This window comes from Candidatus Limnocylindrales bacterium (genome assembly GCA_035571835.1).
In the GTDB taxonomy this organism is placed as follows: Bacteria; Desulfobacterota; Binatia; order UBA1149; family CAITLU01; genus DATNBU01.
The window spans coordinates 1-17,165 of sequence record DATNBU010000010.1; the positions used below are offsets into that span (position 1 = coordinate 1).

Annotated in this window: 32 protein-coding genes; all 32 read left to right on the forward strand. The window is 65.0% G+C overall.

Annotation, left to right across the window (positions count from 1 at the left end):
* Positions 1-181 (forward strand): elongation factor Tu (locus tag VN634_03475; GenBank protein HXC49917.1); only part of this gene is annotated, 181 nt, incomplete at its 5' end.
* A gap of 34 nt (positions 182-215) precedes the next feature.
* Positions 216-527: a 30S ribosomal protein S10 gene (gene rpsJ, locus VN634_03480; protein HXC49918.1), complete on the forward strand. Its 312-nt coding sequence runs from the start codon at positions 216-218 to the stop codon at positions 525-527.
* Positions 528-554: 27 nt separating this feature from the next.
* Positions 555-1,223 (forward strand): 50S ribosomal protein L3, encoded by a 669-nt coding sequence (gene rplC / locus VN634_03485; protein ID HXC49919.1) that lies wholly within the window; start codon positions 555-557, stop codon positions 1,221-1,223.
* A 38-nt stretch (positions 1,224-1,261) separates the two neighbouring features.
* Positions 1,262-1,879: a 50S ribosomal protein L4 gene (gene rplD, locus VN634_03490; protein HXC49920.1), complete on the forward strand. Its 618-nt coding sequence runs from the start codon at positions 1,262-1,264 to the stop codon at positions 1,877-1,879.
* Entirely contained in the window at positions 1,879-2,166 is a 288-nt protein-coding gene (gene rplW / locus VN634_03495) for a 50S ribosomal protein L23 (protein HXC49921.1), read from the forward strand. The genes rplD and rplW overlap by 1 nt, the downstream gene beginning before the upstream one ends.
* 13 nt (positions 2,167-2,179) lie before the next feature.
* The gene (rplB, locus tag VN634_03500) at positions 2,180-3,004 is read left to right on the forward strand and encodes a 50S ribosomal protein L2 (protein HXC49922.1); all 825 of its coding nucleotides are present in this window, start codon (positions 2,180-2,182) and stop codon (positions 3,002-3,004) included.
* A 15-nt stretch (positions 3,005-3,019) separates the two neighbouring features.
* A complete protein-coding gene (gene rpsS, locus VN634_03505; protein ID HXC49923.1) occupies positions 3,020-3,298 on the forward strand; it encodes a 30S ribosomal protein S19 in 279 nt (92 codons plus the stop codon).
* A gap of 9 nt (positions 3,299-3,307) precedes the next feature.
* Positions 3,308-3,643 (forward strand): 50S ribosomal protein L22, encoded by a 336-nt coding sequence (gene rplV / locus VN634_03510; GenBank protein HXC49924.1) that lies wholly within the window; start codon positions 3,308-3,310, stop codon positions 3,641-3,643.
* Between the two features lie 14 nt (positions 3,644-3,657).
* Positions 3,658-4,326, forward strand: coding sequence for a 30S ribosomal protein S3 (gene rpsC, locus VN634_03515; GenBank protein HXC49925.1), 669 nt, complete (start codon positions 3,658-3,660; stop codon positions 4,324-4,326).
* Positions 4,327-4,335: 9 nt separating this feature from the next.
* Positions 4,336-4,770, forward strand: coding sequence for a 50S ribosomal protein L16 (gene rplP / locus VN634_03520; GenBank protein HXC49926.1), 435 nt, complete (start codon positions 4,336-4,338; stop codon positions 4,768-4,770).
* On the forward strand, positions 4,748-5,038 hold the full coding sequence (rpmC, locus tag VN634_03525; GenBank protein HXC49927.1) for a 50S ribosomal protein L29: 291 nt from the start codon (positions 4,748-4,750) through the stop codon (positions 5,036-5,038). Before rplP ends, rpmC begins: the two co-directional genes overlap by 23 nt.
* Complete coding sequence (gene rpsQ / locus VN634_03530; GenBank protein HXC49928.1) at positions 5,035-5,361, forward strand: 30S ribosomal protein S17; 327 nt, start codon at positions 5,035-5,037, stop codon at positions 5,359-5,361. Before rpmC ends, rpsQ begins: the two co-directional genes overlap by 4 nt.
* A complete protein-coding gene (rplN, locus tag VN634_03535) occupies positions 5,358-5,726 on the forward strand; it encodes a 50S ribosomal protein L14 (GenBank protein ID HXC49929.1) in 369 nt (122 codons plus the stop codon). The genes rpsQ and rplN overlap by 4 nt, the downstream gene beginning before the upstream one ends.
* 30 nt (positions 5,727-5,756) lie before the next feature.
* Positions 5,757-6,080 carry a 50S ribosomal protein L24 gene (gene rplX / locus VN634_03540; protein ID HXC49930.1) on the forward strand — a complete coding sequence of 108 codons (324 nt, stop codon included), beginning with the start codon at positions 5,757-5,759 and terminating at the stop codon, positions 6,078-6,080.
* A gap of 118 nt (positions 6,081-6,198) precedes the next feature.
* Positions 6,199-6,777 carry a 50S ribosomal protein L5 gene (gene rplE / locus VN634_03545; GenBank protein ID HXC49931.1) on the forward strand — a complete coding sequence of 193 codons (579 nt, stop codon included), beginning with the start codon at positions 6,199-6,201 and terminating at the stop codon, positions 6,775-6,777.
* Positions 6,778-6,794: 17 nt separating this feature from the next.
* Complete coding sequence (locus VN634_03550; GenBank protein HXC49932.1) at positions 6,795-6,980, forward strand: type Z 30S ribosomal protein S14; 186 nt, start codon at positions 6,795-6,797, stop codon at positions 6,978-6,980.
* 13 nt (positions 6,981-6,993) lie between these two features.
* On the forward strand, positions 6,994-7,389 hold the full coding sequence (gene rpsH, locus VN634_03555; GenBank protein ID HXC49933.1) for a 30S ribosomal protein S8: 396 nt from the start codon (positions 6,994-6,996) through the stop codon (positions 7,387-7,389).
* 1 nt (position 7,390) lies between these two features.
* Entirely contained in the window at positions 7,391-7,939 is a 549-nt protein-coding gene (rplF, locus tag VN634_03560) for a 50S ribosomal protein L6 (protein ID HXC49934.1), read from the forward strand.
* A gap of 28 nt (positions 7,940-7,967) precedes the next feature.
* The gene (rplR, locus tag VN634_03565; protein HXC49935.1) at positions 7,968-8,312 is read left to right on the forward strand and encodes a 50S ribosomal protein L18; all 345 of its coding nucleotides are present in this window, start codon (positions 7,968-7,970) and stop codon (positions 8,310-8,312) included.
* Between the two features lie 29 nt (positions 8,313-8,341).
* Positions 8,342-8,857: a 30S ribosomal protein S5 gene (rpsE, locus tag VN634_03570; GenBank protein ID HXC49936.1), complete on the forward strand. Its 516-nt coding sequence runs from the start codon at positions 8,342-8,344 to the stop codon at positions 8,855-8,857.
* Between the two features lie 38 nt (positions 8,858-8,895).
* The gene (rpmD, locus tag VN634_03575) at positions 8,896-9,078 is read left to right on the forward strand and encodes a 50S ribosomal protein L30 (GenBank protein ID HXC49937.1); all 183 of its coding nucleotides are present in this window, start codon (positions 8,896-8,898) and stop codon (positions 9,076-9,078) included.
* Positions 9,079-9,097: 19 nt separating this feature from the next.
* Positions 9,098-9,547 carry a 50S ribosomal protein L15 gene (rplO, locus tag VN634_03580; protein HXC49938.1) on the forward strand — a complete coding sequence of 150 codons (450 nt, stop codon included), beginning with the start codon at positions 9,098-9,100 and terminating at the stop codon, positions 9,545-9,547.
* A gap of 43 nt (positions 9,548-9,590) precedes the next feature.
* Entirely contained in the window at positions 9,591-10,898 is a 1,308-nt protein-coding gene (secY, locus tag VN634_03585; GenBank protein HXC49939.1) for a preprotein translocase subunit SecY, read from the forward strand.
* A 9-nt stretch (positions 10,899-10,907) separates the two neighbouring features.
* A complete protein-coding gene (locus VN634_03590) occupies positions 10,908-11,555 on the forward strand; it encodes an adenylate kinase (GenBank protein HXC49940.1) in 648 nt (215 codons plus the stop codon).
* Positions 11,548-12,309, forward strand: a complete 762-nt coding sequence (gene map, locus VN634_03595) for a type I methionyl aminopeptidase (protein HXC49941.1) — start codon at positions 11,548-11,550, stop codon at positions 12,307-12,309. The genes VN634_03590 and map overlap by 8 nt, the downstream gene beginning before the upstream one ends.
* Positions 12,310-12,321: 12 nt before the next feature.
* Positions 12,322-12,435: a 50S ribosomal protein L36 gene (gene rpmJ / locus VN634_03600; GenBank protein HXC49942.1), complete on the forward strand. Its 114-nt coding sequence runs from the start codon at positions 12,322-12,324 to the stop codon at positions 12,433-12,435.
* A 34-nt stretch (positions 12,436-12,469) separates the two neighbouring features.
* Positions 12,470-12,850: a 30S ribosomal protein S13 gene (gene rpsM / locus VN634_03605; protein HXC49943.1), complete on the forward strand. Its 381-nt coding sequence runs from the start codon at positions 12,470-12,472 to the stop codon at positions 12,848-12,850.
* 18 nt (positions 12,851-12,868) lie between these two features.
* On the forward strand, positions 12,869-13,270 hold the full coding sequence (gene rpsK, locus VN634_03610; protein HXC49944.1) for a 30S ribosomal protein S11: 402 nt from the start codon (positions 12,869-12,871) through the stop codon (positions 13,268-13,270).
* A 39-nt stretch (positions 13,271-13,309) separates the two neighbouring features.
* Entirely contained in the window at positions 13,310-13,939 is a 630-nt protein-coding gene (gene rpsD / locus VN634_03615; protein ID HXC49945.1) for a 30S ribosomal protein S4, read from the forward strand.
* A 49-nt stretch (positions 13,940-13,988) separates the two neighbouring features.
* Positions 13,989-14,999, forward strand: coding sequence for a DNA-directed RNA polymerase subunit alpha (locus tag VN634_03620; protein HXC49946.1), 1,011 nt, complete (start codon positions 13,989-13,991; stop codon positions 14,997-14,999).
* A gap of 44 nt (positions 15,000-15,043) precedes the next feature.
* Positions 15,044-15,463: a 50S ribosomal protein L17 gene (rplQ, locus tag VN634_03625; GenBank protein HXC49947.1), complete on the forward strand. Its 420-nt coding sequence runs from the start codon at positions 15,044-15,046 to the stop codon at positions 15,461-15,463.
* Positions 15,464-15,494: 31 nt separating this feature from the next.
* Positions 15,495-17,162, forward strand: a complete 1,668-nt coding sequence (gene argS, locus VN634_03630; GenBank protein ID HXC49948.1) for an arginine--tRNA ligase — start codon at positions 15,495-15,497, stop codon at positions 17,160-17,162.
* Positions 17,163-17,165: the final 3 nt, after the last annotated feature.

A 17,165-nucleotide genomic window follows, 5' to 3' on the forward strand; every position in this document is an offset into this window, starting at 1 on the left:
GACCGACGTCACGGGCGTCTGCACGCTGCCGGAAGGAACCGAGATGGTGATGCCGGGCGACACGGTTCAGCTCCAGGTTACGCTGATCATGCCGATCGCCATGGACGAAGGCCTGCGCTTCGCCATCCGCGAAGGCGGCCGAACGGTCGGCGCCGGCGTCGTCAGCAAGATCACGGAATAGACGGAACAACGGCAGAAGGACGAGATCTGACTTTATGATGTCCGAACGCATTCGCATTCGCCTCAAGGCCTACGACCATCGTGTACTCGACCAGTCGGTGCGCGATATCGTCGACGCGGTTCGCCGCACCGGCGGCCGTGTCGCCGGCCCCGTCCCCATGCCGACCCGTATCGAGCGTTTCACCGTGAACCGCTCGCCGCACGTCGACAAGAAGTCGCGTGAGCAGTTCGAGATCCGCACTCACAAGCGGCTCCTCGATATTCTCGAGCCCACGCAGCAGACGATCGATTCGCTCGGCAAGCTCGACCTGCCCGCCGGCGTCGACGTCGAAATCAAGCTGCACTGAAGCAAGTAGCAGGAACGGAGAACGCAGATGCTCGGCCTCGTTGGCAAGAAAATCGGAATGACCCAGCGCTTTGTCGAAGGCGGCAACCTGGTTCCGGTCACGGTGATCGAAACCGGTCCGTGCACCGTCGTGCAGGTGCGCACCACCGGCACCGACGGCTACGAAGCGCTGCAGGTCGGATTCGGAACGCGCCGCGAAAAGAACCTGTCGAAGGCGGTTCGCGGCCACATGAACAAGGGCGGGCGCGCGACATTTGCCTCGCTCCTCGAGTTCCGTCTGCGCGAGCCTGGCGAGTACCAGGTCGGCCAGGAGATCCGTCTCGCCGACCTCTTCAAGGTCGGCGACCAGGTCGACGTGTCCGGCACGAGCAAGGGCAAGGGCTTCCAGGGCGTCATGAAGCGCCACAACTTCGGCGGACACCGCGCCACGCACGGTACGCACGAGTCGTTCCGCGGACCGGGCTCGATCGGCTGCCGCTCGTATCCGGGTCGCGTGTTCAAGGGCAAGCGCATGGACGGCCACATGGGCGCCGAGACCTGCACGACGCAGAACCTTCGCATCGTCGAAGTCCGTGCCGACGAGAACCTTCTGATGGTCAAGGGCGCGATTCCGGGAGCACCCGGCTCGCAGGTCGTCGTCAAGCCCGCCGTCAAGCGCCAGCGCACGCAGAAGCGCGTGATCGTCGCCGCCCAGTAAGGGCCGCGTAGAAAGTATCGGTTCAGTAAGAGGAAGAGATGGAAACGCCCGTCGTCAATCGCAACAACCAGTCCGTCGGCAACGTCACGTTGCCTGCGGCCTTCGACACCCGTGTCAACGACGCGGTGCTGTTCGACCAGGTGCTCGCGCAGCTGGCGTCGCGCCGTGCCGGAACGAGCGCCACCAAGACGCGCGCGTTCGTCCGCGGCGGCGGCAAGAAGCCGTTCAAGCAGAAGGGCACCGGCCGCGCACGCGCCGGCTCCAATCGCTCGCCGATCTGGAGAGGCGGCGCGACGATCTTCGGACCGCAGCCGCGCTCGTACGCGTACCGCCTGCCGGCGTCGACCCGTCGCAACGCGCTCGCGAGCGCGCTCGCGCAGAAGGCCCGCGACGGTGAAATGAAGGTCGTCGACAAGATCGAGCTCGCGCAGCCGAAGACCAGAGAGTTGCTCGCGCTGCTGGCCGGGCTCGCGGTGGCCGACAGCACGCTGGTCGTGATCGGCATCCGCGATCGCAACATCGAGCTGGCCGGCCGCAACCTGCCGCGCGTGCTCGTGCTGCCGGTCGAAGGCCTCAACGTGTACGACATCCTGCGGCACAAGAACCTCGTCGTCGCACAGGATGCGCTGGCGCTGATCGAGGAGAGGCTCGGCTGATGGCAAATCCGCTGCAAATCCTGAAGTCGCCGCTGATCACCGAAAAGGGAACGCTCGTCGCCGAGCACAACCAGGTGATCTTCCGCGTTCCGCGCAGCGCGACGAAGCACGAGATCCGCAGTGCCGTCGAAGCGCTGTTTTCCGTCAAGGTTTCGGCCGTGCGCACCTCGAACCTGCTCGGCAAGAAGAAGCGCGCCGGCAAGATCCTCGGCACGCGGCCGGCCTGGAAGAAAGCCTACGTGACGTTGGCGAACGGGCAGGCCGTCGACCTGCTCGAGAAGATTTAGGAGACCGAGGACCGTGGGAGTCAAGAATTTCAAACCGACCTCGCCCGGACGCCGTTTCATGACGGGGTTCGACTTCGAGGAGGTCACGCGCACTTCGCCGGAGAAGTCGCTGCTCAGCCCGATCAAGAAGAGCGGCGGCCGCAACACCAACGGACGCATCACGTCGCGCCATCGCGGAGGCGGCCACAAGCGCCGTTACCGCATCATCGACTTCCGCCGCATGAAGGACGGAATCCCGGGCAAGATCGCGACCGTCGAGTACGATCCGAACCGCTCGGCGCGCATCGCGCTGCTCGTCTACGCGGACGGCGAAAAGTCGTACATCGTGGCGCCCGAAGGCTCCAAGGTCGGCGACGCGATCTACTCGGGTCCCGATTCGGACATCAAGCCGGGCAACACGCTGCCGCTCGATCGCGTCCCGGTCGGCACCACGGTGCATTCGATCGAGATCAAGCCCGGCGCCGGCGGCAAGATGGCCCGCAGCGCAGGCTGCGGCGCGCAGCTCGTCGCCAAGGAAGGCGACTACGCGCTGCTTCGACTGCCTTCGGGCGAGCTTCGCAACGTGCGTCGCGAGTGCCGTGCGACGATCGGCCAGGTCGGCAACGCGCAGCACGAGAACATCCGCGTCGGCAAGGCCGGTCGTGCGCGCTGGAGAGGCGTTCGCCCGCAGACTCGCGGCATCGCGATGAACCCGGTCGATCATCCGCATGGCGGCGGCGAAGGCCGCGCCAAGGGCAATCATCCGCAGACCCCGTGGGGCAAGCCGACCAAGGGCGCCCGCACCCGTCACAATCCGCGCACTGACAAGTACATCGTCACGCGCCGGAAGAAGAAGTAACGAGGAGACGACGCAGTGCCGAGGTCAGTAAAGAAAGGCCCCTTCGTGGACGCCAGCGTGCTCAAGAAGATTTCCAATCAGAGCGTGGACGATCGCCGTCCGATCAAGACGTGGTCGCGGCGCTCGACGATCGTTCCGGAAATGATCGGCTATACGTTCTCGGTGCACAACGGCCGGCGTTTCATGCCGATCTACATCAACGAGAACATGGTCGGCCACAAGCTCGGCGAATTCTCGCCGACGCGCACGTTCCAGGCGCATTCCGGTGCCCGCAAGACCGAGTCGAAGAAGTAGGTTGGTGTCATGGAAGTGAAGGCCATCGCCCGTTACCAGAGCATCTCCCCGCGCAAGTGCCGGCTCGTCGCCGACATGGTGCGCGGCCAGGGTGTCGAGGACGCTCTCGCGGTCCTCGATTTCACGCACAAGAAGGCGGCGCGCTTCGTCGCCAAGACGGTGCGCTCGGCCGTCGCGAACGCAGAGAACAACAACAACCTCGACGTCGATTCGCTCTTCATCAAGACGATCATGGTCGATCCCGGGCCGACATCCGGACGCTTCCGTCCGCGTGCACAGGGCCGCGCAACAGCTATCCGCAAGCGAACCAGCCACATCACCGTGGTTGTGGATTCGCGCAACTAACGGAGCGAATTTTCGTGGGACAGAAAACACATCCAAGAGGCTTCCGCCTCGGCGTGACCGAAACGTGGGACTCGCGCTGGTTCGCCGGCAAGACCTACGCCGACCTGCTCCAGCAGGATCTCGCCATCCGCAAGTTCCTGAAGAAGCGCCTCTCGCACGCCGGCGTGCCGCGCATCGAGATCGAGCGCGCCGCCAAGAACGTGCGGGTGCACATCCACACCGCGCGTCCGGGCATCGTGATCGGCAAGAAAGGCGCCGAGATCGAGAAGCTCAAGCAGGACATCGTCAAGCTCGCGGGCAAGGACAGTTTCGTCGAGATCCACGAGATCCGCCGTCCCGACCTCGACGCGCAGCTCGTCGCCGAGAACATCGCGCTCCAGCTCGAGCGCCGCGTGATGTTCCGCCGCGCCATGAAGGAAGCCGTCGCGCGCGCCATGCGCATGGGCGGCCAGGGAATCCGCGTGCAGTGCGGCGGCCGCCTCGGCGGACACGAGATCGCCCGCACCGAGTGGTACCGCGAAGGCCAGGTTCCGCTGCACACGCTGCGTGCGGACGTGCATTACGGCACGGCCGAAGCGCGTACGACGTTCGGCGTCATCGGCGTCAAGGTCTGGGTGTATCGCGGTGACGGCACCGTGCGGCTCCAGGACGAGCGCAAAGATCGGCGCCAGGAAGCAATGTAGGAAAGCGCCATGCTGCAGCCGAAAAAGACCAAATTTCGCAAGATGCACAAGATGAAGGGCCGCAACAAGGGGCTTGCCTACACGGGCAATACCCTGGAGTTCGGCGACTTCGGCTTGATGTCCACTGCCTGGGGTCGTCTGACCGCACGGCAGATCGAAGCGGCCCGAATTGCGATCACGCGCCACATCAAGCGCGGCGGCCGCGTGTGGATCCGCATTTTCCCGGACCTTCCGATCACCAAGAAGCCGGCCGAAGTGCGCATGGGAAAAGGCAAGGGCTCGCCCGAAGCCTGGGTGTGCCCGGTTCAGCCCGGCCGCGTGCTGTTCGAGATGGAAGGCGTCGAGGTCGAGCTGGCCAAGGAAGCGATGCGCCTTGCGGCCCACAAGCTGCCGGTCTCGACCCGCTTCTGCCAGAGAGAGGATGCGCATCATGCAGCCCAGTGACGTTCGCAAGATGGGCGCCGACGAGCTCGGCAAGAAAGCAGGCGAGCTGCGCGACCGGGTCGCGCGCCTGACGCTCAAGCGCAACGCGCGCCGGCTGGATAAGCCGTCGGAGCTGATTGCTGCGCGTCGCGATCTCGCGCGGGTGCTCACGATCCAGAACGAGAAGGGCGGCGCAACGGTCAAGGCCGTCAAGCCTGCGAAGGCCGCCGCGCCGGCCAAGGCCACGAAGCAACAGGCGAAGCCGGTTAAGAAGGACAAGAAGAAATGAGCGACACGCAGGAAACCACTGCGACGCCGGACAGAGCGCGCGCGAAAACGCGCGAAGGCATCGTCGTCAGCAACAAGATGGACAAGACCGCGGTCGTCTCGGTGGCCCGACGTGTCCGTCACGGCAAGTACATGAAGACCGTCGTGCGTCACAAGCACTACATGGTCCACGACGAGCAGAACGAGTGCCGTCCCGGTGACCGCGTCGTGATCGCCGAGACGCGTCCGATGAGCCGCCTCAAACGCTGGAGGCTCCAGCGCGTTCTCGAGAAGGCCGTCCAGATCACCGTCGGGGTGAAGGACGTCGAGGGAGTGCCGTCATGATCGGCCAGGAAGCCGTAGTCGATGTTGCCGACAATTCCGGCGCTCGCCGGCTGCTGTGCATCCGCGTGCTCGGAGGCACGGGCCGCCGCTATGCGCGCATCGGCGACGTGATCGTCGGCAGCGTCAAGGAAGCGACGCCCGGCGGAAAGATCACCAAGGGTCAGGTCGTCAAGGCCGTCATCGTGCGGACGACGCGCGAGACGCGCCGGCCGGACGGATCGTACATCCGCTTCGACACGAACTCGGCGGTGATCCTCGACAACCAGGGCGAGCCGATCGGAACCCGCATCTTCGGACCGGTCGCCCGCGAGCTGCGCGCGAAGAAGTTCATGAAGATCATCTCGCTCGCGCCGGAGGTTCTCTGAGGGCGAGAGCCCGAGGAGGAATGGAAAGCCATGGCAAAAGCCAACATTAGAAAAGGCGACACCGTCATCGTCATCGCCGGCAAGGATCGCGGCAAGACCGGCAAGGTCGTCAAGGTGATCGCCGAGGACAGCAAGCTCGTCGTCGAGCGCATCGCCGTCGTCAAGAAGCACATGAAGCCGCGCGGCAACAATCCGGGCGGAATCTCGGAGATCGAAAAGCCCATTCACGTGTCCAACGTGATGCTGCTGTGCCCGAACGTGCACAAGCCGACGCGGGTCGGCCGCAAGCAGCTCGACGGCGGCAAGCGAGTCCGGGTAAGCCGCGTCAGCGGCGAAGTCATCGACGCGCGCTGAGCGCAGAAGAAGTGAGGGCGAGAGCCCGAACGTCAGATGTATGAAAAGTGAGGGCGAGAGCCCGAACGTAAGAGTGAGGGCGAGAGCCCGAACGCCAATTGGATAGAGGAAGAAGACAATGGCTGTAGAGAAACCGACGCTCCAGCGGCGCTATGAGGAGACAATCCGACCCGTGCTGCAGAAGGAGTTCGGAATGAAGAGCGTGATGGCGATCCCTCGTCTCGAGAAGATCGTCATCAACGTCGGACTCGGCGACGCGGTGCAGAATCCGAAGCTGATCGACGGTGCCGTCGAGCAGATCGGCCGCATCACCGGCCAGCGTCCGGTGATCACGCGTTCGAAGAAGGCGATCTCGAACTTCAAGCTGCGCGAGAACATGCCGATCGGCGTGGCGGTCACGCTGCGGCGCGAGCGCATGTACGAGTTCCTCGAGCGCTTCATCCGCGTGGCCCTGCCGCGCGTACGCGACTTCCGCGGCCTTCCGAACAAGGGCTTCGACGGCCGCGGCAACTTCAGCGTGGGTCTTCGCGAGCAGATCATTTTCCCCGAGATCGACCTCGACAAGATCGAGAAGATTCACGGGATGTCGGTAACGATCGTGACCACGGCGCGTGACGACGCGCAGGGTCGTGCGCTGCTCACGCAGCTCGGGATGCCGTTCCGCGAGCAGACCGCCGGCAAGCAGCAGCAGCAGTAAGGACGGAGCAGAAGCACGTGGCCAAGAAATCGATGATCATCAAGTCCGAACGGAAGCCCAAGTTCACCGTTCGCGGATACACCCGCTGCAAGCAGTGCGGACGTCCGCGCAGCGTGTACCGGCGCTTCAAGCTCTGCCGCATCTGCGTGCGCAACCTTGCCCTGCAGGGCCTGATTCCCGGGCTCGTCAAGGCGAGCTGGTAAGGAGGATTCGACGATGATGACCGATCCGATCGCCGATCTTCTCACCCGCATCCGCAACGCGTGCAGCGGGCGGCGCGACCAGATCACGCTTCCGCACTCGCGCACCAAGGAAGCCATCGCGCGCCTTCTGTGCGACGAGGGCTATCTTCGCGAAGTCGAAGTCACCGGCGAGGGCCCGAAGAGATCCATCGTGATCCACATTCGCTACGGCGAAGGCGGTGACCCCGTGCTGACCGGCATCCGCCGCGTGAGCCGGCCGGGCCTTCGTCGCTATTCATCGTCGGCCGATGCGCCGCGCGTTCGCGCCGGCCTCGGTGTGAGCATTCTCAGCACTCCGGTCGGGCTCCTGTCCGATCGCGAAGCGCGCCGTCGCCACGTTGGCGGCGAGGTAATCTGCGAGGTCTGGTAACGTGTCACGGCTCGGTAAAGTTCCTCTTCCCGTTCCGAAGGGCGTCAACGTGACGGTCGCGGGCGACGTACTGCGCGCCAAGGGTCCGCTCGGCGAGATGGCCGTGGCGATGGATCCCGCAGCGCCCGTCAAGATCGATTCGAATGGCGTGCTCGTCACGCGTGTCGCCGACGGCCGTCATGAGCGCGCGCGCCAGGGCCTGGTCCGGCGCATGGTCTCGAACGCGATGACCGGCGTCTCGACCGGGTTTACGCGCAAGCTCGAGATCACCGGCGTCGGATACCGCGCCGATGCACGCGGCCAGGAAGTGCACCTGACGCTCGGGTTCTCGCATCCGATCGTCTACCAGCTTCCACCGGGCGTGAAGGCGAGCGTCGAGAAGCAGGTGTCGATCACGCTGACCGGACCCGACCGCCAGGTCGTCGGCGAAGTCGCAGCCGGAATTCGCAAGCTCCGTCCACCCGAGCCGTACAAGGGCAAGGGTGTCCGTTACGGAGATGAACACGTCCGCCGCAAGGCCGGAAAAGCCGGCAAAGCCGGCGGTAAATAGGTCCGGCAAGGCGGGCGGGAAATAAGTCATGGATATTTCGAGAGAGAAACGCATCAGTCGCGGACACCGTCACGTTCGCGTTCGCAAGAAGGTTCGTGGAACCCCGGGACGTCCGCGTCTCGCCGTCTTCCGTTCGAATCGTTACCTGTACGTGCAGGTGATCTCGGACGACACCGGTCACACGCTGGCCGCGGCTTCCACGCTCGGCACCAAGGGCAACCTCGGCGCCGCGCAGCAGCTCGGCCGCGACATCGCCGAACGTTGCAAGCAGCTCTCCATCGCCGAGGTCGTCTTCGACCGCGGCGGCTACAAGTACCACGGGCGCGTGCGAGCGATCGCCGACGCAGCCCGCGAAGCCGGCCTCAAGTTCTGAGCCGGACGAAGACGGAACACAGGTAAACAGTGGCACGACGCGATTCTCAGCAAGGACAAGCCGCCGACTCCGAATTCAAGGAGAGGGTGGTGCACATCAACCGTGTGGCCAAGGTCGTCAAGGGCGGCCGGCGCTTCAGCTTCAGTGCGCTCGTCGTCGTCGGTGACGGCGGCGGACGTGTCGGCTACGGCGTCGGCAAGGCAAAGGAAGTGCCCGAGGCGATCCGCAAGGCGGTCGAGCGCGCACGCAAGGGCATGGTCCGCGTGTGGATGGCCAAGGGAACGATTCCTTACGCCGTGCAGGGCGAGTTCGGCGCCGGCAGCGTCTTCCTTCGTCCCGCTTCGGACGGTACCGGCGTGATCGCCGGCGGTGGAATCCGTGCGGTCGTCGAGCTGGCCGGCATCCAGAACGTGCTTACGAAGTGCCTCGGCTCGCACAACCCGCACAACATGGTCAAGGCGACGATGGCGGCGCTCGCGCAGCTCGAAGATCCGCAGAACATCGCGTCACGACGCGGCAAAGACCTCGCGCAGCTCACGCACTGACGAGAGCGGCAGGAAGAAACGGCAAAGAGGACATGGAAGTGGCGGACAAGATGGTAAGGCTCACGCTCGTCGGCAGCTATCGCGGGTGCACCGAGCGCCAGCGCGCAACGCTGCGCGGTCTCGGACTTACGCGCGTCGGGCGCACGGTCGTCCTGCGCGAATCCGCGCCCGTTGCCGGCATGATCACCAAGGTGCAGCACCTGGTGAAGGTAGAGGGCTAAAGCGATGCAGCTCGATTCAATGAAACCCGCACCGGGCTCGCGCACCAAGAGGAAGCGCCTCGGACGCGGCACCGGCTCCGGCCTCGGCAAGACGTCCGGCAAGGGCCACAAGGGCCTGCTCGCCCGATCGGGCGGCAACAACTCGCCCGGATTCGAAGGCGGACAGATGCCGCTCGCGCGCCGTCTTCCGAAGTTCGGCTTCAAGAACCCGAGCCGCGTACCGTTCCAGGTGATCAACGTCGGCGAGCTCGCCTCGCGCTTCGAGCCCGGCGAGACGATCGACCGCGAGTCGCTGCAGGCACGCGGCCTCGCAATCCGCGCGCTGCCGATCAAGATCCTCGGAAACGGCACGATCGACCGCGCGCTGACCGTTCGCGCGGACGCGTTCTCGGCTTCGGCAAAGGCTGCGATCGAAAAGGCCGGCGGCACCGCCGACACGATCGCCGAGCTCGCCGAGAGCGGAGACTGAGCGCGAGAGCGCCAAGACTACGCAAAGACGAGAGGTGTAAGCGATGTACTCAGGCTTCCAGAATCTTCCCCGCATCCCGGAGCTCCGGCGGCGTCTCGGCTTTACGCTGATGATCCTGGCCGTCTACCGGCTCGCGGTGGCGGTTCCGACGCCTGGCATCAACGGCGAGGCGCTGGCGGATTATTTCCACACCGCGTCGGCCAGCGTGTTCGACATGGTGAACCTGTTTTCGGGCGGCGCGCTCGAGCGGTTCAGCGTGTGCGCGCTCGGCATCATGCCGTACATCTCGTCGTCGATCATCCTGCAGCTCATGACGATGGTCGTGCCGGCTCTCGAGCGGCTGTCGAAGGAAGGCGAGCAGGGGCGCCGGCGCATCACGCAGTACACGCGCTACGGCACCGTGGTGCTCGCGTTCGTGCAGGGCTTCTTCATCTCGCTCGGCCTCGAGCAGATCACCAGCCCGACCGGTGCAGGCATCGTCTATGAGGGGGGCTGGGCTTTCCGGCTGCTCACGATGACTACGCTGACTTCGGGCACCGTGTTCCTCATGTGGCTCGGCGAGCAGATTTCCGAGCGCGGCATCGGCAACGGGATCAGCATGATCATCTTTGCCGGTATCATCGCGAACCTTCCGTCGGCGATCGGGCATACGCTCGAGTTTGCGCGCCAGGGCGAGCTCAGCCCGTTCAAGCTGATCGCGGTCGGCGTCGTGATCATTGCGACCATCGGCGCGGTCATCTTCGTCGAGCGCGGCCAGCGCCGCATTCCCGTGCAGTACGCCAAGCGCGTCGTCGGCCGCCGCATGATGAGCGCGCAGGCCACGCACCTGCCGCTCAAGATCAACATGGCCGGCGTCATTCCGCCGATCTTCGCGTCGTCGCTGCTGATCTTCCCGGGCACGATCGCGCAGTTCACGCCGTACGAGCCGGTCAAGCAGATGGCCACGCTGATCTCGCCCGGCAGCCTGCTGTACAACCTGCTCTACATCGGCGCGATCATCTTCTTCGCGTACTTCTACACGGCGGTCACGTTCGACCCGAACAACGTGGCGGAGAACCTCCAGAAGGGCGGCGGGTTCATCCCCGGCATCCGGCCCGGCAAGCGCACGGCCGAGTACATCGACCACATCCTGACGCGCCTGACGATCAGCGGCGCGCTGTACATTGCGGCCATCTGCGTGCTGCCGACGCTGCTGATCCAGCAGTTCAACGTGCCATTTTTCTTCGGCGGAACGTCGCTCCTGATCGTGATCGGCGTTGCGATCGATACGGTGGCGCAGATGCAGGCGCATCTGATTCAGCGCAACTACGACGGATTCCTCAAGAAGGGGAATCTGCGCGGAAGGCGGTAAGGTTGGCGAATGCGTGTGGTGCTCGTCGGACCTCCCGGAAGCGGCAAGGGCACGCAAGGCGATCTGCTTCAGAAGCGGCTCGCGGTGCCGCACATCTCGTCCGGAGACCTGCTGCGGGAATCGGCATCGACGGGCGCGACCGAAGGCCTGAAGGCCAAGGAGTTCATGGATCGCGGGCAGCTCGTTCCCGATGAGCTCGTGATCGGACTGATCAAGTCGCGGGTATCCGCGCCGGACTGCAAGAAGGGGTTCGTGCTCGACGGGTTTCCGCGCAATCCGGCGCAGGCCGAGAAGCTCCAGGAGGTTCTCGGCAACGGAGGCGTCGACCACGTGGTCGCGCTCGAGGTGCCGGAGCAGACAATCGTAGGGCGGCTCGGCGGCCGCCGCACGTGCAGCGTATGCGGCCGGCTGTACCACGTGAAGTTCAATCCGCCGCGCGTCGAGGGCCGCTGCGACAACTGCGGCGGAGAGCTCTTCGTGCGCGAGGACGACAGGGAAACGACGGTGCGCGAACGCCTCGCGGTGTACACGCGCCAGACAGAGCCGCTGATGGGTTACTACGCCGGCCGCGGACTGCTGCGGCGGATCGACGGCGCGGCCAGTACGGAGCAGGTGACCGAAAGGATCATGGCGGTGGTTCGTGGATGCGATGATTGAGCTGAAGACCGAAGCGGAGATCCAGCGCATGCGACGTGCAGCGCGCATCACCGCGGAGATTCTGGCGGCCCTTCGGGAGAAGGCGCGTCCCGGAGTCACCACCGGCGACCTCGATCGGGAAGCGGCACGACTGATCGCGAAGGCCGGAGCGCGCTCGGCGTTCAAGAACTACCGCGTCGGAAGCGCGGTGTTTCCCGCGGTGCTGTGTGCATCGCTGAACGACGAGATCGTCCACGGCATTCCGTCCGAAAGGCGGGAGCTCGCCGAGGGCGACATCATCGGTCTCGACTTCGGTGTCGAGATCGACGGTTACTTCGCGGACTCGGCCGTGACGGTGGCGATCGGAAAAGTCGACGAGGAGTCGGCGCGGCTGATCGAGGCAACCGAAGCGAGCCTTGCCAAGGGCATCGAGCACGCGTGCGAAGGTGCGCACCTCGGTGACATCGGCTCGGCGGTGCAGGAGCGGGCCGAGGCGGCAGGTTTTTCGGTGGTGCGCGATTTCGTAGGGCACGGCATCGGCCGCGCGCTGCACGAGGATCCCCAGGTGCCGAACTTCGGCAAGCGGGGACGCGGGCGCACGATCACGGCGGGCATGGTGCTCGCGATCGAGCCGATGGTGAATGCCGGCTCGCCGGCCGTTCGGGTCGACGAGGATGGATGGACGGCGCGAACGGCGGATGGACGCCGCTCTGCGCATTTTGAACACACGGTGGCCGTGACCAAGCGCGGCCCCGAGATCTTGACCAGAGTTTGAACGGGAAATGTCATGAAAGTCAGAGCGTCGGTCAAACCCATGTGTCGCGACTGCAAAGTCATCAAGCGCGAAGGCAAAGTCCGCGTGGTCTGCAAGAACCCGCGTCACAAGCAGCGGCAAGGCTAATCGGCGCGAGCCGGTAGAGAGAAGGTAACGGTATATGGCACGAATTGCTGGAGTCGATCTGCCGCGCAACAAGCGCATGGAAATCGCTCTGACCTACATTTACGGCATCGGCCGCACGGCGTCGCTCAAGATCCTGACGGCGGCGCGCGTCGATCCCGCCAAGAAGAGCGACGAGCTGACGGACGGCGAGATCAACTCGATCCGCGGCGCGATTGATTCGATCGCCAAGGTCGAAGGCGACCTGCGGCGCGAAGTGGCGATGAACATCAAGCGCCTGATGGACCTCGGCTGTTACCGCGGCGTCCGTCACCGCAAAGGCCTGCCGGTCAACGGACAGCGCACGCATACCAATGCCCGCACCCGCAAGGGACCGCGGGTCGCGATTGCCGGCAAGAAGAAAGCGACCAAGAAGTAGGTCAAGGAAACGTAGATTATGGCGACCAGACAGCAAGCGACCGCAGCCACCAGAAAGAAGAAGAGCCGCCGCGTACCGCCGGAAGGCGTGGCGCACATCCAGGCGAGCTTCAACAACACGATGGTCACGCTCACCGATCCGCAGGGCAACGTCGTATCGTGGGCAAGCGCCGGACAGACCGGCTTCAAGGGCTCGCGCAAAGGCACGCCGTTTGCCGCACAGCAGGCCGCCGAGAAGGCGGGCCGCACGGCTGTCGACATGGGCATGCGCACGGTGACCGTGCTGGTGCGCGGCCCCGGCGCGGGACGCGAGTCTGCGGTTCGTGCGCTCGGCGCAGCGGGCCTTCAGGTGATGGCAATCAAGGACGTGACACCGATTCCGCACAACGGATGCCGCCCGCCCAAAAAGCGGCGCGTCTGATCCGGTAACGGCGAACGGTTCCACAGGACAAGAGAAGATATGGCACGTTATACAGACCCAGTTTGCAGGCTCTGTCGCCGGGAAGGGATGAAGCTCTTCCTCAAAGGCGACCGTTGCTACACCGACAAGTGCGCGATCGAGCGGCGCAACTATCCGCCCGGCCAGCACGGCCAGGGCCGCCGCCGCAAGGTGTCGGAGTACGCGGTGCAGCTTCGCGAGAAGCAGCGCCTGAAGAGAATGTACGGCCTGATGGAGAGCCAGTTCCGCAAGTACTTCGAGATGGCCGAAGTTTCGCGGGACATCACCGGCGAGGTCCTGCTGTCGCTGCTCGAAAGGCGGCTCGACAACATGGTCTACCGGCTCGGCATGGCGAGCTCGCGCGCGGAAGCGCGCCAGCTCATCCGCCACCGGCATTTCACCGTCAACGGCCAGCGCGTCGACATCCCGTCGTTCCTTACCAAGACGGGCGACGCGATCATCGTGCGTGAAAAGAGCCGCGAGAAGGACGTCTTCAAGAAGGCGATCGAAATCTCGCAGCGACGTGGCGTTCCCGATTGGCTCGAGCTCGACGCGGCTGCCTTCGCCGGCAAGGTCAAACGCCTGCCGGCACGCGAAGAGCTGACCATGCCGATCAACGAGCGCCTGGTCGTCGAACTTTACTCGAAGTGATCAGTGGGCCCGGACGAGAGTTCCGAGCCGAATGACGGAGGCAGTCAGAATGTTGGACAACTGGAAAGATCTGATCCGACCGAAGCTGGATGTGCGCGAGCTCAACGAGCGTTATGGACGCCTCGAGCTCGAGCCGTTCGAGCGCGGTTTCGGAACCACGATCGGCAATTCGCTTCGCCGGATCCTTCTGTCGTCGCTCAAGGGCGCGGCAATCACCTCCGTGAAGATCGACGGCGTACTGCACGAGTTCTCGACGATCGACGGCGTGACCGAAGACGTCACCGACATCGTGCTGAACCTGAAAGAAGTGCGCCTGATGATCCACGAAGGTCAGCGGCACACGGGCATCGTCGAGCTGAAGGGACCGCGCGAGCTCAAGGCCGGCGATCTGGATTTCGGGCCGCACGTGACCGTGCTCAACCCGGATCACCACATCGCCACGCTCGGACCGAACGGTACGGTGCGCATGGAGCTGACGGCGCGCCGCGGCAGCGGCTACGTGACGGCCGATCGCAACCGCGAGGAAGACGCACCGGTCGGCACGATCCACATCGACGCGGTGTTCTCGCCGGTCCGCAAGGTGAACTTCGTCGTCAGCAGCGCCCGCGTCGGGCAGCGCACCGACTACGACAAGCTCATGCTCGAGGTCTTCACCGACGGCAGCGTGCGTCCGGATGACGCGGTGGCCGTGGCGTCGCGCATTCTCCAGGACCAGCTCGCCGTGTTCGTCAACTTCGACGTCGAGGCGATCGAGTCCGAGGAAGCGGCCGCCGAAGTCGAAGGCGAGCAGGTCAACGAAGGCCTGTACCGCTGCGTCGACGAGCTCGACCTCTCGGTCCGCTCGGCCAACTGCCTGCAGAACGCCGACATCAAGTACGTCGGCGAGCTGGTGCAGCGCACCGAGCACGAGATGCTCAAGACCAAGAACTTCGGGCGTAAGTCGTTGCTCGAGATCAAGGAGATCCTGACCGGGATGGGCCTCAGCCTCGGCATGCGCATCGCGAATTTCCCGGACCGGGAAACCCTCGACCGCATGCGGATCGAGCAGGACCGGTATTAGTCCGGATCAGTTCCGTTTAGTTCGAGGATACGAAGGAAAGTTCCATGAGACATCGCAATAGTGGCCGCAAGCTCAGTCGCAACTCGTCGCATCGGCACGCGCTGATGCGCAACATGGTCACGTCACTGATCGAGCACGGCAGCATCCGCACGACCGACGCCAAGGCGAAGGAGCTGCGCCGCTGGGCCGATCGCATGGTCACGCTCGGAAAGGCGGGTACGGTGGCGGCACGCCGCCGCGCGCGCGCGTTCGTGCAGACGGACGCGGCCGTTTCCAAGCTGTTTGCCGAAGTGGCGCCGCGCTTTGCCAACCGGGCGGGCGGCTACACGCGCATCATCAAGATCGGACAGCGGATGGGCGACGCCGCCCCGATCTCGATCATCGAGTTCACCGAGCTCGCGCCGGCGGCACCGAAGCCGATCAAGAAGACCAAGGCCGCACCGGCCGCAGCTGCGGCAGGCTGAAGCCTGAACTAGCCATCCCGAGGTACGGTCGATGAAAGCTCGCCTGCGAGGTCTCATCGACCGTGCTCTCGCCGACGCACGCGCGGCCGGCGAGCTCGCGTCCACCGAAACACCCGAATACGTCGTCGAGGTTCCCCGCGAGGAGGGTCACGGCGATCTTGCGACCAACGTCGCGATGATGCTCGCGAAGCCGGAGCGCAAGTCTCCGCGCGCGATCGCCGACATCGTCGCCCGTCATCTGGCCAGAGCCGAGCTCGTCGACCGTGCCGAAAGCGCGGGCCCGGGCTTCCTCAACGTCACGTTCGCCGACGCCGCATGGCGCACGCGCCTTCTCGAAATCCTGTCGGCCGGTGATGAGTTCGGCCAGACGGGCGGCGGACGCGGAAAGCGCATTCAGGTCGAGTTCTGCTCGGCCAATCCGACCGGGCCGCTGCACATCGGGCACGGCCGCGGCGCAGCAACCGGCGACGGCATCGCGCGGCTTCTCGAAGCCACCGGCTACGACGTCGAGCGCGAGTACTACATCAACGACGCCGGCGTGCAGATGGAGCGCATCGGCCGCTCCGTGTTCTATCGTTACCTCGAGCTTCTCGGCCGGCGCAGCCCGGATGATTTTCCCGAAGACTGTTATCCCGGCGACTACGTGACGATCTACGCGCAGGAGATCATCGACGTCGACGGCGAACGCTGGGCCGGGTTGCCCGAGCCGGAAGTCGTCGCGTATTTCGGCAAGCGCGCCGGCGATGCGATGCTCGAGAAGATCCGCGAGGACCTTGCGATCTTCGGCGTCGAGTTCGACAACTTCACGAGCGAGCGCGAGCTCGCCGAGTCGAGCCGAGTCCTCGACGCGATCGAAGAGCTGCGCTCGCGCGGCCACGTCTACGACGAGGGCGGCGCGACGTGGATGCGCACGACCGCGTTCGCCGATGACAAGGACCGCCCGGTCATCAAGAGCGACGGCTCGCTCACGTATTTCGCGAGCGACATCTGCTACCACCGCGAAAAGATGAAGAAGGGCTTCGACCGGCTGATCGACGTGTGGGGCGCCGACCATCACGGCTACATCTCGAGGACGCGCGCGTCGCTGCAGGCGCTCGGCTACGACGCCGATCGCCTGCGCGTCGTTCTGGTGCAGATGGTCAGCCTGTCGCGCGATGGCCAGCCGGTGCGCATGGGCAAGCGCAGCGGCGAGTTCATCACGCTGCGCGACGTGCTCGACGAGGTCGGTCCGGACCTGGCCCGCTTCTTCTTCCTGTCGCGACGGTCGGACGCGCACCTTGATTTCGACCTCGAGCTGGCGCGCCGCCAGACCGCCGAGAACCCCGTGTTCTACGTGCAGTACGCGCACACCCGCATTGCGGGCATCTTCCGCCAGGTGGCCGAGAAGGACCTTGCGGTTCCGGATGCGTCCGATGAGAGCGTCGCGGCCCTCGGCCATCCCGACGAGATCGCAATGGTCAAGCTGCTGGCCGAATTTCCGGAGATCGTGGCCGGTGCGGCAGAAGCACTCGAGCCGCATCGTGTGATATTCTATGCGCAGAAAGTCGCCGGCGAGTTCCACCGCTTCTACTCGAAACACCGTTTCGTAAGCGAGGACGCGGCCACGACCGGGGCGCGGCTGCTGCTCGCAAGGGCCGTCGGCCAGGTTCTCGGCAGGGCACTGAGACTGGTCGGGATCGCGGCGCCCGAGCGGATGTAGACG

Coding starts and splice junctions, on each gene's coding strand:
- rpsJ (HXC49918.1), top strand. CDS start 216: ATGATGTCCGAACGCATTCGCATTCGCCTCAAGGCCTACGACCATCGT.
- rplC (HXC49919.1), top strand. CDS start 555: ATGCTCGGCCTCGTTGGCAAGAAAATCGGAATGACCCAGCGCTTTGTC.
- rplD (HXC49920.1), top strand. CDS start 1,262: ATGGAAACGCCCGTCGTCAATCGCAACAACCAGTCCGTCGGCAACGTC.
- rplW (HXC49921.1), top strand. CDS start 1,879: ATGGCAAATCCGCTGCAAATCCTGAAGTCGCCGCTGATCACCGAAAAG.
- rplV (HXC49924.1), top strand. CDS start 3,308: ATGGAAGTGAAGGCCATCGCCCGTTACCAGAGCATCTCCCCGCGCAAG.
- rplP (HXC49926.1), top strand. CDS start 4,336: ATGCTGCAGCCGAAAAAGACCAAATTTCGCAAGATGCACAAGATGAAG.
- rpmC (HXC49927.1), top strand. CDS start 4,748: ATGCGCATCATGCAGCCCAGTGACGTTCGCAAGATGGGCGCCGACGAG.
- rpsQ (HXC49928.1), top strand. CDS start 5,035: ATGAGCGACACGCAGGAAACCACTGCGACGCCGGACAGAGCGCGCGCG.
- rplN (HXC49929.1), top strand. CDS start 5,358: ATGATCGGCCAGGAAGCCGTAGTCGATGTTGCCGACAATTCCGGCGCT.
- rplX (HXC49930.1), top strand. CDS start 5,757: ATGGCAAAAGCCAACATTAGAAAAGGCGACACCGTCATCGTCATCGCC.
- rplE (HXC49931.1), top strand. CDS start 6,199: ATGGCTGTAGAGAAACCGACGCTCCAGCGGCGCTATGAGGAGACAATC.
- rpsH (HXC49933.1), top strand. CDS start 6,994: ATGATGACCGATCCGATCGCCGATCTTCTCACCCGCATCCGCAACGCG.
- rplR (HXC49935.1), top strand. CDS start 7,968: ATGGATATTTCGAGAGAGAAACGCATCAGTCGCGGACACCGTCACGTT.
- rplO (HXC49938.1), top strand. CDS start 9,098: ATGAAACCCGCACCGGGCTCGCGCACCAAGAGGAAGCGCCTCGGACGC.
- secY (HXC49939.1), top strand. CDS start 9,591: ATGTACTCAGGCTTCCAGAATCTTCCCCGCATCCCGGAGCTCCGGCGG.
- VN634_03590 (HXC49940.1), top strand. CDS start 10,908: ATGCGTGTGGTGCTCGTCGGACCTCCCGGAAGCGGCAAGGGCACGCAA.
- map (HXC49941.1), top strand. CDS start 11,548: ATGATTGAGCTGAAGACCGAAGCGGAGATCCAGCGCATGCGACGTGCA.
- rpmJ (HXC49942.1), top strand. CDS start 12,322: ATGAAAGTCAGAGCGTCGGTCAAACCCATGTGTCGCGACTGCAAAGTC.
- rpsM (HXC49943.1), top strand. CDS start 12,470: ATGGCACGAATTGCTGGAGTCGATCTGCCGCGCAACAAGCGCATGGAA.
- rpsK (HXC49944.1), top strand. CDS start 12,869: ATGGCGACCAGACAGCAAGCGACCGCAGCCACCAGAAAGAAGAAGAGC.
- rpsD (HXC49945.1), top strand. CDS start 13,310: ATGGCACGTTATACAGACCCAGTTTGCAGGCTCTGTCGCCGGGAAGGG.
- VN634_03620 (HXC49946.1), top strand. CDS start 13,989: ATGTTGGACAACTGGAAAGATCTGATCCGACCGAAGCTGGATGTGCGC.
- rplQ (HXC49947.1), top strand. CDS start 15,044: ATGAGACATCGCAATAGTGGCCGCAAGCTCAGTCGCAACTCGTCGCAT.
- argS (HXC49948.1), top strand. CDS start 15,495: ATGAAAGCTCGCCTGCGAGGTCTCATCGACCGTGCTCTCGCCGACGCA.